An 11,995-nucleotide genomic window follows, 5' to 3' on the forward strand; every position below is an offset into this window, starting at 1 on the left:
TATTGAAATTTTCATATTAATTTACAATATTTTCAAGAGGCATAGCCTAAAATTTGAAATAGCTTAACTCCTACCGGAGAAAATATAGCTTTTTGTGGCTTAATCATATTAATAATAAAATATGACATTAGGTGATCTTTTATAAGCTTATTTTAATTAATATTATTATGGGGTATAATAATATTAATTAATGACGAAAAATATAACAAGTAAGTATAGAATATATTTTAAATGCAAAATTTATTGAGGAGAATTGGTATGACACAAAAGACTAATATGGTGACTAAAGAAAAGAGTAACTTAGATATTAAATATCCAATGCTTGAAATAAACTTAAAAAAAATACATGAAAATATAAAAACCATGGTAGATTTATGTGGAGTGGCAGGCATAAGTATTGCGGGAGTAGTTAAGGGTTTTAATGCAATACCAGAAGTCACAAAACAGTTTGTAGATGCAGGATGTAAATATATAGCAAGTTCAAGACTTGACCAAATAATAAAGCTAAAGAAATATGGAATAGAGAAACCTTTTATGATGATTAGGATTCCAATGTTTAGTGAAATAAAAGAATTAGTAAAGTATGCGTCAGTTAGTCTTAATTCTGAAATGGAAACACTTAATATGATACAAAGAGAATGTGAATTACAAGGTAAAAGTCACAAGGCGATTTTAATGTTTGATCTTGGAGATTTAAGAGAAGGTGTTTTTAATCAGGAAGAATTCATAAACTTAGCAGAACATGTAGAAAATCATCTTGAAAATGTTGAGTTATATGGAGTAGGTACAAATTTGGGATGCTATGGATCAATAATGCCTACTGAAAAAAATTTGGGAAGATTATGTACAATTGCAGAAATAATTGAAAGCAAAATAAATAGGAGACTAGAAATAATTTCTGGTGGTGCGACAAGCTCATTACCCCTATTAATAGATGGAAAAATGCCTAGCAGAGTAAATAACTTGAGGTTAGGTGAAGGAATACTATTAGCTGAGGATTTAGAAAAATTTTGGGGATATAGTATGAAACATATGCATAAAGACACTTTTGTGCTAAAAGCTCAAGTTGTGGAAGTGAAAAATAAACCAACATACCCGGTAGGAAATATATTTATCGATGCGTTTGGGACTAAACCAACCTACGAGGATAGGGGTATTAGAAAAAGGGCATTACTTGCAGTAGGAAAACAAGATTTTGGGTTACATGACAAGTTAATTCCACAAAAACAAGGAGTTAAAATTGTAGGAAGTAGTTCTGATCATTTGATTGTGGATATTGAAGATTGCAATGTTGAAACTAAATTAGGGGATATACTTAAATTTTCAATGTATTATCCACCAATGATGTACTTAAGTGAAAATGAAGGTATACCAAAGATATTTATATAAGGTATTTTTAAAAAATTAAATGATGAAAATGTAGGCAAGAACTTCGTGTCATTGCTGTTGGTAAAATTATTATAAATAGCACAGATGATATACAGAGTACACTTATGTAATGTAAGTTAGAACTTTTAGGGCTGATATAATATTGCTTGATGATAATTTTTCTACTATTGTGGACACAATAAAAGATGGTAGAAGAATTAATGTGTTTAGTGTTTAAGTTTAAGTTTAAGTTTTTAATAAAAAGACGAAATATTAAAGAGAGTCAAACTGGGGGGAATTATTTTATGCAAACAAGAGCAATATTTGGTTTTTTAGGTTTTATAGCAGTTATTAGTTTTGGTATAGCAATTGCAAATTACTTTGTAAAATATATTAATAAAAGGTATATTAGTAAGTTAGGGAAGGAAAAACAAGAAATAGTTGTGTTGTATAGAAAAATAATGAAGATAATTATTAAAAATCATAAACTAGCGGGAACCGTAGCTATTTTTGCGGTGCTGGCGCATTTTATAATTGCATTCACTTCAATCCGAACTAGTATAACTGGTATAATTGCTGCATTATTTATGCTTACCATATTCTTTTTAGGTGTTTACGGAGCATTTATTAATAAAAAGCATAAAGGTATGTGGCTTAAAATACACAGGGGTATGGCATTTGTTTTATTAATAGCTATAGTAATTCATATAATATAAAAAATAAACATGGTATCGAAATAAAACATTACTAAGGAGGATATAAGTTTGAGAAACAAGATAGATAGAGTATACCTTAAGTATGTATTATATATAGTTTTGGCAATGACATTGATTTTTATAAGCTATAATGTAGTTTTCAATTTTAAAATATTGTTTAGTAACATAGTTGGTATAATAAAAGCATCACTTTCAATTATTTCACCCCTAATTGTAGGGTGTATAATTGCTTATCTACTATATCCGTTATCAAAGTTTATAAACAAATTTTTGGAAAAGCGTCTAAAACTAAAATATAATACACATTTAATCAGTATTTTACTAACATATTTAGTGGTAATTTTATTGTTTATTATACTTGTTTATAGTATTTATGCAATGATTGGTGGACAAATTAGTAGCAATCAAACATTAACAGTTATGTTTGCAACTATTGGTGACTATATAAAACGATATAATGAGCTTTTTGATTTTATTAACAGCAAGATTACTGAAAGTGGATTATCTATTGATATAAAGGGGTATTTATCACAAGCTATAAAACAAGTTTATTCCTATTTATCGGTTTCTATAAACGGAATTGTTAGTTTATTTGCAGGTATAGGTAACATACTTATAAATAGCTTTATAGGATTGTTTATTTCATTTTACTTATTAAAGGACTATGAGTTTTTTAAAAATCTATATTTAAATTCAGTTAGTTTTATAATGAAAGAAAGTAAATATAGGAGACTTAATAAAACAATATTTGAAGTTAATGGTATTATGTCTAGTTTTATAAGAGGGCAACTACTTGATGGTTTAATAGTAGGTTTAATTAGCAGTATTGGATTGTCTATTATAGGTCTTGATTTTGCTTTTCTTATAGGTTTAACTGCCGGTATATCTAATATTATACCCTATGTTGGTCCACTAATTGGTTGTATTCCAGCCGTTATTATTGGCCTTCTTAGCCCTAATCCTATTATGGCTCTTTGGGCAGTACTTCTATTGCTTGCGGTTCAGCAACTTGATAGTGCAGTTATATCACCAAAGATTGTAGGAGATAGTATGGGACTTCATCCAATATTTGTGATTATGGCGATAACAATAGGTGGCTCACTAGCAGGGATACTTGGAATGCTGTTATCAGTACCTATTGCTGGTATAATAAAACTCTTTTTAATTAAAATTATAACAAGACGTAAAGAGAATGCTAGTAGTGAAAATTAAACGCAAATGTTTATTATCGAATACCAATTAAAGTAATAGGTGTGTAAAAGTGTTGAAAAAATCATATCATATGTATAGATTTAATAAATAAAGAAGGAATATTTGAAAAGTTGTAGAATGATATACTGTAGTGCTTTATTTTAAGGCAATTGATTTATGAATTTATTAGAAAATAATTTGAATAGGAAAAATGCAAAGGAGAAAATATGGAAAAAGATAAGAGAATTGCAGTTTTGATTGATGCTGACAATGTATCTGATAAATATATAAAATATATAATTGATGAAATATCAAATCATGGAACACCTACATATAAAAGAATATATGGAGATTGGACCAAACCTCAACTAGCTTCATGGAAAAATGTGTTGCTTAATTATTCGATAAGTCCTATACAACAATATAGTTATACAACAGGCAAGAATTCAACAGATGCGGCACTTATAATAGATGCTATGGATATACTTTATTCGGGTAATGTTGATGGATTTTGTATTGTGTCTAGTGATAGTGATTTTACTAAATTAGCGGCGCGTCTTCGCGAGGCAGGTATGTATGTTATTGGGATGGGAGAGAAGAAAACGCCTACACCATTTATAGCAGCGTGTGAGAAATTTAAATATCTTGAAGTATTAGCTTCTATGGCACCAAAGCATATTGAGACATCAAACATTAAAGGTGCGCAAACACAGGAAGAGCCTAAAAGTGGAATGATAAGTGCAGGTAAATTAGTGGAGGCTATTAAAACTATTATAACTGAAATATCAGATGAGGATGGTTGGGCATTCCTAGGGGAATTAGGTAGTACTCTCAATAAAAGATATCCTGATTTTGATACCAGAAATTATGGTTACACAAAACTTACACCTTTTGTAGCATCGCTCAATCAATTTGAGATTAGATCAACAAAAACTAGGAATCCTAGTATAACCCTTAAATACATTAGAAATAAAGAGTAATATAACAAAATTAAAAAATAATATACCAAAATAAAAAGTCAATGAGATTAGAAATCTTATTGGCTTTTTATAATCAAAAGATTACTGCTAAATATAAAAGATATAAAGAACATATAGGTATTAAATTAGCATAAAAATCATCTACACAGTCATTTAAATTTAACTACGACAAACAAATTATATTAAATAATATAAGAGAGAAAATTAAGATGAAGTAAATCTAAATTTTTTATTTTTGATTGTATACTTTGATATTTTATGTTAAATTATCGAATAAGAGTTAATTTTAGAGCTCAAAACATATAAGAAGGATGTGCATTGTGGACAAAAAAAGAATTTTTATTGTGGTTGAAGGAATAGTTCAAGGTGTAGGGTTCCGACCATTTGTGTATAATTTAGCAAAAGGCTTAGGGCTAAAGGGTTGGGTGAATAATAACTCTGAAGGAGTTTATATAGATATTGAGGGGTTGAAAAATGATATAGACACATTTTTGAAGTGTCTTGAAAATAATTCGCCACCTTTAGCTCGAATAGAAAAAACAACTGTAAAAGATCGACAAATATTAAATTATTATGATTTTGAAATCAGAGAGAGTAAACAAAATCTTGATAAAATAACTTTTATTTCGCCAGATATAGCTACTTGTAGTGAATGCGAGGAAGATATACTAAATTTGAACAATAGAAGGAAAGGTTATGCTTTTACTAATTGTACAAATTGTGGCCCAAGATTTTCTATAATTAAAGAATTACCTTATGATAGAGAGAAAACTACAATGAGTGAATTTGAAATGTGTAAGCAGTGTAATAGTGAATATTTAGATCCTACAAATAGGAGATTTCATGCACAACCAAATGCTTGCAGGGAGTGTGGTCCTGAGCTTTGGATAGAAAATTTTAAAGGTGATAAATTAGAAATAGAAGATCCTATAAGTTTTGCACAAGATATGCTTAGTAAGGGAAAGATATTTGCTATAAAAGGTATTGGAGGTTTTCATTTAGCAAGCGATGGTTTAAATGAAACTGCAGTGAGTAATTTAAGAAAACGAAAAAGAAGACAATTTAAGCCATTTGCAGTTATGATGAATGATATAGAAACAGTGAAAAAGTATTGCATAGTAAGTAAGTTAGAAGAAAAAATATTAACTGGAATAAAAAAGCCAATTGTTATTTTGGGTCAAAAGAAAAACTATGATTTACCACAAAACATTGCACCTAATCAGAGAACAATAGGAGTAATGCTCCCATATACACCTATACATATTTTATTGTTTTCTAAAAAAATTAAAGTTCTCGTTATGACGAGTGCTAACATTAACGGGTTACCTATAGAGTATAAAAATGATTCTGCAAGAGATGGGTTATCAGATATTGTTGATTATTTTTTAATGCATAACCGTGAAATACATGTACCAGTTGATGATTCTGTATTAAAGGTTATAGATGAAGAGCAAACAATCATAAGGAGGGCTCGAGGATTTGTACCTGAACCTTTTAAAGCAACTAATATTAGAAATATCTTAGCTTGTGGTCCAAATATGAAAAATACATTTTGTATTGGTAAAGAAGGTTTCCTATTTTTAAGTCAATATAATGGTAACTTAGAAAATCTAGAAACTTATGATCATTATAAAAAAAACATTGAGCACTTTAAAAAAATATTTTCTTTTTCTCCCAAATTTATAGCATATGATATGCATCCAGGATATATGTCAACTAAGTATGCTTTAACATATAATTTGCCTAAAATTGCAGTTCAGCATCATCATGCACACATAGTTAGTAATATGTTTGAAAATAATTTAGATGAAAAAGTTATTGGAGTTTGTTTTGATGGAACTGGTTATGGCACAGATTCAAAAATATGGGGAGGAGAATTTATGATTTGTGATCGCCTCGAATTTAAAAGGGTCGCTCATCTTGATTATATAAAAATGCCTGGAGGAGAAAAAGCTATTAAAGAGCCATGGAGAATGGCAGTTTCTTATCTTTATAAGTATTTAAGTGAAGAAAAAAGTAAAAAAGAAGTTAAGGATATACTTATTAAGTTATATGGAAACAAGGCTATTAATTTGATTAGTATTCTAAACTCTAACATTAATTGTATCGAGACTTCAAGTATGGGAAGACTTTTCGATGCTATGTCAAATATAATTGGAATTACAGATAAAGTTACATATGAAGGACAGGCATCCATTGAGCTTGAAGCTATATCGGAAATAAGTATTGAAGAATCGTATAATTACAAAGTGATTAAACAAGATATGTATATTATAGAGCCTTATGAAATAATTTCTCAGGCAATAAAGGATAAAATAGAGGGTGTATCTGCTAAAATGATTGCGTCAAAATTTCAAAATACTGTTGTTAATTTAACTGTAAATATATGTGCGCATATCAGAGAGGATTCTGGTATAAACGAAGTAGTACTAAGCGGAGGAGTCTTTCAAAATTCTTTTTTACTTAAAAAAATAGGGCGTGATTTAAAGAATAATAGTTTTAAAGTTAATACTCATAAATATTTGCCAACTAATGATGGAGGGGTAGCGATTGGTCAGATAATCATAGCAAATGAAATAATTAAAAATAAGTTAAAAAATTCAAATAATTAAAGCACTTTTAGAAGTTAATAGAACGTAATAGACTATATACTAAAAGACAGTAACTTGAAATTACTGTCTTTTAGCGTTTTTTGTAAAAATACACTCTATTTTACTATAAAGCTACAATTAATTTGACAAAAATCAAAGAAAATATGATTTTATTTAAAAAAGTATTTAATATTTTAATTTCATAGGTATTTTTGCCTCTATACAGGTATTATGTTTTTAATACCGTATGTATTAGTTATATTAGGAGTGATTGTGGTAGAGGGAGTGTTATTACCAGCAGTTGATTTTCTTACATTTGCAGTATCTCCTGTTTTATTTATGTATGAAGTTAGTATTTGGGTAATATATTTATATGAGAGAAGAAAAAGGAGGAGAGACAATGTGCCTAGCAATTCCAGGAAAGGTTTTAAAAATAGATGGAAATAAGGGAATAGTTGAGGTTGGAAACATGAAGAGAGAGGTATTTATGCATCTAGTGCCAGAAGCATGCGTTAACGAGTATGTACTTGTTCATGCAGGGTGTGCAATAAATATGATAGATGAAGAAGAAGCAAAAATAACTATGAATATTTTTAAGGAGCTTTTAGATAATGAAGTTTGTTGATGAATTTAGAAATGATGAATATGCTAAGAAACTTGTTGAAAAGCTAAATAATATTCCTAGTAAAAAGATAAATATTATGGAAGTTTGTGGTACACATACTATGGCTATATTTAGATATGGTATTAGGGATGTACTTCCTTCAAATATAAATCTGATATCAGGGCCAGGCTGTCCGGTGTGCGTTACACCTCAAAGCTATATTGATACAGCAATAACACTTTCAGAAAAAGAGAATGTAATTATTGCAACATTTGGAGATATGATGAGAGTTCCTGGGAAAAAAGGATCGTTAAGTAGGTCAAAGGCAGAGGGGGCGGATGTAAGAGTAGTTTATTCACCAATGGATTGTTTAAAAATGACATTACAAAACCCATCTAAAAAGATAGTGTTTTTGTCAGTAGGATTTGAAACTACGGCTCCTATGACTGCAGTTACTGCTATTGAAGCTAAAAAAAATGATTTGAAAAATTTGTTCTTCTTTACGGCCCACAAAACTGTTCCACCAGTTATGGAACCTCTAGTCCAAGATAAAGAACTTAAAATAGATGGCTTTTTATTGCCAGGGCATGTCTGTGCAATTATCGGAACTAAACCATTTGAATTTTTAAGTGAAGGTTATAACATTCCTGGAGTAGTTACAGGGTTTGAACCTTTAGATATACTTCAAGGGTTAAACACATTAGTAAACTTAATAAGCAAAAATGATTATAAAATTGAGAATGAATATAAAAGAATAGTTAAAACTGAGGGTAATCTCATAGCTTTAGAATATTTAAAAAAAGCTTTTGATATTGTGGATAGTAGTTGGAGGGGACTAGGTAGAATATGTGGAAGTGGTCTGGAATTTAATAGTGAATATGAAGAATTTGATGCACTTAAGCATTTTAAAATAGATTATGAAGAATATGATGGTAGCCCTGGATGCAAATGTGGAGAAATACTTAAAGGAAAAATTAAACCAACAGATTGTCCACTTTTCAAAAAATTCTGTACACCAGAAAATCCAGTTGGTTCATGCATGGTTTCATCAGAAGGTACTTGTGCTGCATATTATAGATACCACAAAGACACTAAATAACAGGAGGCGTAACAATTAGTAAGCGTTACGTGTTTTAAGGAATATAGGAAGCATAACAATTAATAATTGTTAGTACTTATAAGGAATATAGGAGGGTTTAAAATGAACGATATGATAACTTTAAGTCACGGAAGTGGCGGTGTGCAAACTAATAGATTAATAAATGAAGTGTTTTTCAAATATTTTAAAAACGATATTCTAAATCAGATGAATGATTCAGCTCAAATAGATATAGATTTTAAAAAACTTGCTTTTACTACTGATTCGTTTGTAGTAAATCCAATATTTTTTAATGGTGGTAACATCGGTAAATTAGCAGTTTGTGGTACTATAAATGACCTAGCTGTAAGTGGAGCAAAACCACTTTACCTAACAAGCGCTTTTATTATAGAAGAGGGTTTTTCTATTAAAAAATTAGAAGAAATTGTGAAGTCTATGGCTGATGAAGCTAAGATATCAGGCGTAAAAATCGTAGCTGGTGACACAAAGGTCGTAGAAAAAGGAAGCGTTGATGGAATTTATATTAACACTTCTGGTATTGGTAGAATTTATGAGAATGTTAATATTAACTGTGCCAATGCAAGAGAGGGGGATATTGTGATAATAAATGGAACACTCGGAGATCATGGAATGACAATAATGTGCGAAAGAAACAAACTGGGATTCGAAGGAAATTTAAAAAGTGATTGTGCTTGTCTTAATTCATTAGTAGACACAATGATTGAAGCCTACGATGGAATCCATGTTATCCGTGATGCTACAAGAGGGGGAGTGGCAGCAGTGCTTAATGAAATCAGTGAATTTAGTAATGTAACCATAGCTTTGGAAGAAAATAATTTACCAATTAAAGAAGAAGTGAAAGGTGCCACTGAGATGTTGGGACTTGATCCATTATATATTGCTAACGAAGGAAAAATTTGCGCGTTTGTACCAGAGGCCTATGCTGAAAAGGTACTTAATGCAATGAGAAATCACCCACTAGGTTCTGAATCTGTAATTATTGGAAATGTTACTAAAGAATTGGGAAATAAAGTTTATTTAAACACAGTAGTTGGTGGAAAAAGATTAGTTGATATGCCATCTGGAATTCAACTTCCAAGAATATGCTAAACTCCTTATTAACATAGGGATAACAACATTTTGGAAGCTTCAAGTCTGGCATCTTCTATAAGTGGCAGTTGTCTGGCCTAGAAAAATTACTTTGGTGGCAGTCTAAATCTGCTTCCAAATGTTGTCGCAGCTCCATAGAGGAGATGATGCATCTTCTTAGAAGATGTTGCAGCGACCCAGGAGATGATTTAATGATCCCTTAATTTGATTATAAATTTGCAACCGTTATTTATGTTTTGAGCTAAACATATATTGCCTCCATGTTTTTCAATTATAGCTTTTGAGATTGCAAGGCCAAGCCCTGTGCCACCAGTTTTGGAGTTCCTAGTAGCATCAACTCGAACAAAAGGCTCAAAAATATCACCTTGAAACTCTTTATCTATGCCTACACCATCATCTTCAATAATAATTACAGCGGTGTCATCAACTAATAAAAGTTTAATGCTAATAGTAATTCCAGCATTATTGTATTTAATACTATTTAGTATAATATTACTCAATGCTCTATCTAAGTTTTTTCTATCAAATGAAATGTCTACTTCATCTTCTGTAATATCAAATTTATATTTAACGCCTTGTTGCTCCATCATTGGAACATATCCTGCAATAAGTTCTCTTAAAAACTCACCCATATCATGAATGCCTATATCCAATTTATATTCGGTACTTTCAATGCGAGAAAATTCAAACAGATCTTGAATTAGATCATTTGCTCGTCTACTATTATTATTTATTACTTTTAATAACCTGTTTTTTGCATCTAGTGAGATGTCATTATTTTCTAATAAAAATTCTGAATAACCCAATATACTTGTTAAGGGGTTTTTTAAGTCATGGGATATGTCAAGAATCATTCTTTTCCTATTATGTTCTGCTTTTTCTCTTAGTAATCTTTCTTGCTGTATTTTTTCTGCCATTAGATTAAAGGCATCTTTTAGTTGTCCTATTTCATTTAAAGAATTAATTTCAACCCTGGCTGAATATTCTCCATTTTTAAAAGTGTTAACACCTTTTAAAAGTTTTTTTAGCGGTTTAACAAAAATCATTGATGTAAACTTAGAATAAAGTACCATTGTAGATAGTAAAAATATAAATATTATAAAAGGAAATACCTGTAGAAAAGTGGGTACTCGAATACTAAATTTACTATCTTCTTCTAATTGTTGTTTATGTTCAAGTCCCCAGATATATGTGTCAAAAATGCTATTAGGCATAGCAGTAATTAAAATAGAATTCTTATTATAACCATATTTACTAGAATAAAAATACCCATCCTTTAAATTGTTATTAATCATATCATGATAATATTTTTGTGCGTATTTAAATCCTACTGCATGTTTACTACCATTTTCCATAACAATAACTAGATTTTTATCAAGAACTTCGACATAACCTTTGTATTTTATAAAATTTGAAACATTAATACCTTTGTAATTTTGGTTTATAATATATTCTGCTGTAGTATTATCTTTTGATGAATTTTTATTATTAAAAGAAAGATAAAACAATAAAGTAAATATAGTTAGCATAAATATTGCAATTAAAATGATTAAAAAAATTATATAATTTCCAAATAATTGAGTAGCCATTTTTTTGCTTTTAAAGTATCCAGCTATTTTCTTTAATTTATTTTTATTAATCACGACAAATAACGCTCCTATCTAATGAATATATTAACACCCCTACATTATAATTAATATGGGGTATTACAATATGCAAACACCTACTAAGTGGTGATACCTCTGACTCCAAACTTAGGTTGTAAAAATGGTATTTTTGTCTTTAGATAAATATTAATATCACAAGCAACTTTTAAGTCTTTTAAAACAAATGCCTTAATACCTTGATCTTCATAGATATCATAACATTCTTTGTCTAGTACTTCAGTTTCAAATAAAACCTTGATTTTAAGAGCCTTAATGTTAGTATGACAATTCGAACAATCGCAATCTACGGGTGTGTTTTGAATGCTTACAACAAAACATAATTTTTTATCACGAACATAATCTAAAACTTTATTGTCAATTTTTAACATAGTATATCGTCTCCTAACTTATTAAATAAACTATTATTTTATAATATTAATACTTAAAATCATTTTGGTCAATACAAAAGGAATTATGTGTAAAAACATTGTTGGAAAAGGGACATATTAACTCAAAAAGTAAATAGAGTATATCTACAGATATTTTAGAAGATATAGTTTTAGGGCTTATATGTAGTGGAATAATAATTTGTTTATTTGATAAAATTGGAAGCTTAAATAAAATTTAAGAGTATCTATATAGCTTTATAAATTAGTATATTGACAATTAGAAATTGCCAAGGTATAATAC

At 29.4% G+C, this 11,995-nt stretch carries 10 protein-coding genes; 8 read left to right on the forward strand and 2 right to left on the reverse strand.

The features are described 5' to 3' along the window. The first annotated feature begins 258 nt into the window (after positions 1-258). From KPL38_RS08500 to hypE, 8 genes are all read left to right on the forward strand, one after another. Positions 259-1,389, forward strand: coding sequence for an alanine/ornithine racemase family PLP-dependent enzyme (locus tag KPL38_RS08500; RefSeq protein WP_246577881.1), 1,131 nt, complete (start codon positions 259-261; stop codon positions 1,387-1,389). A 284-nt stretch (positions 1,390-1,673) separates the two neighbouring features. After that, entirely contained in the window at positions 1,674-2,084 is a 411-nt protein-coding gene (locus tag KPL38_RS08505; RefSeq protein ID WP_216288719.1) for a hypothetical protein, read from the forward strand. A 48-nt stretch (positions 2,085-2,132) separates the two neighbouring features. Beyond that, entirely contained in the window at positions 2,133-3,296 is a 1,164-nt protein-coding gene (locus KPL38_RS08510) for an AI-2E family transporter (protein ID WP_216288720.1), read from the forward strand. Positions 3,297-3,502: 206 nt separating this feature from the next. Further along, entirely contained in the window at positions 3,503-4,255 is a 753-nt protein-coding gene (locus KPL38_RS08515; protein WP_216288721.1) for an NYN domain-containing protein, read from the forward strand. A 320-nt stretch (positions 4,256-4,575) separates the two neighbouring features. Beyond that, a complete protein-coding gene (gene hypF / locus KPL38_RS08520; protein ID WP_312884180.1) occupies positions 4,576-6,867 on the forward strand; it encodes a carbamoyltransferase HypF in 2,292 nt (763 codons plus the stop codon). 379 nt (positions 6,868-7,246) lie between these two features. Further along, a complete protein-coding gene (locus KPL38_RS08525; protein WP_216288723.1) occupies positions 7,247-7,471 on the forward strand; it encodes a HypC/HybG/HupF family hydrogenase formation chaperone in 225 nt (74 codons plus the stop codon). After that, positions 7,458-8,549 (forward strand): hydrogenase formation protein HypD, encoded by a 1,092-nt coding sequence (hypD, locus tag KPL38_RS08530; protein ID WP_216288724.1) that lies wholly within the window; start codon positions 7,458-7,460, stop codon positions 8,547-8,549. Before KPL38_RS08525 ends, hypD begins: the two co-directional genes overlap by 14 nt. A gap of 102 nt (positions 8,550-8,651) precedes the next feature. Beyond that, the gene (gene hypE, locus KPL38_RS08535) at positions 8,652-9,659 is read left to right on the forward strand and encodes a hydrogenase expression/formation protein HypE (protein WP_216288725.1); all 1,008 of its coding nucleotides are present in this window, start codon (positions 8,652-8,654) and stop codon (positions 9,657-9,659) included. 188 nt (positions 9,660-9,847) lie between these two features. On the opposite strand, the gene KPL38_RS20220 is transcribed toward hypE, so the two are convergent. Together KPL38_RS20220 and KPL38_RS08545 are read right to left on the reverse strand one after the other, a co-directional pair. Then, positions 9,848-11,302: a sensor histidine kinase gene (locus KPL38_RS20220; protein ID WP_216288726.1), complete on the reverse strand. Its 1,455-nt coding sequence runs from the start codon at positions 11,300-11,302 to the stop codon at positions 9,848-9,850. Between the two features lie 83 nt (positions 11,303-11,385). Continuing rightward, the gene (locus KPL38_RS08545; RefSeq protein WP_216288727.1) at positions 11,386-11,694 is read right to left on the reverse strand and encodes a hypothetical protein; all 309 of its coding nucleotides are present in this window, start codon (positions 11,692-11,694) and stop codon (positions 11,386-11,388) included. Positions 11,695-11,995: the final 301 nt, after the last annotated feature.

This window comes from Clostridium psychrophilum (assembly GCF_018861705.1).
Lineage (GTDB): Bacteria > Bacillota > Clostridia > Clostridiales > Clostridiaceae > Clostridium_AD > Clostridium_AD psychrophilum.

Coding starts and splice junctions, on each gene's coding strand:
- KPL38_RS08515 (WP_216288721.1), top strand. CDS start 3,503: ATGGAAAAAGATAAGAGAATTGCAGTTTTGATTGATGCTGACAATGTA.
- KPL38_RS08505 (WP_216288719.1), top strand. CDS start 1,674: ATGCAAACAAGAGCAATATTTGGTTTTTTAGGTTTTATAGCAGTTATT.
- hypD (WP_216288724.1), top strand. CDS start 7,458: ATGAAGTTTGTTGATGAATTTAGAAATGATGAATATGCTAAGAAACTT.
- KPL38_RS08525 (WP_216288723.1), top strand. CDS start 7,247: ATGTGCCTAGCAATTCCAGGAAAGGTTTTAAAAATAGATGGAAATAAG.
- KPL38_RS08545 (WP_216288727.1), bottom strand. CDS start 11,694: ATGTTAAAAATTGACAATAAAGTTTTAGATTATGTTCGTGATAAAAAA.
- hypE (WP_216288725.1), top strand. CDS start 8,652: ATGAACGATATGATAACTTTAAGTCACGGAAGTGGCGGTGTGCAAACT.
- KPL38_RS08500 (WP_246577881.1), top strand. CDS start 259: ATGACACAAAAGACTAATATGGTGACTAAAGAAAAGAGTAACTTAGAT.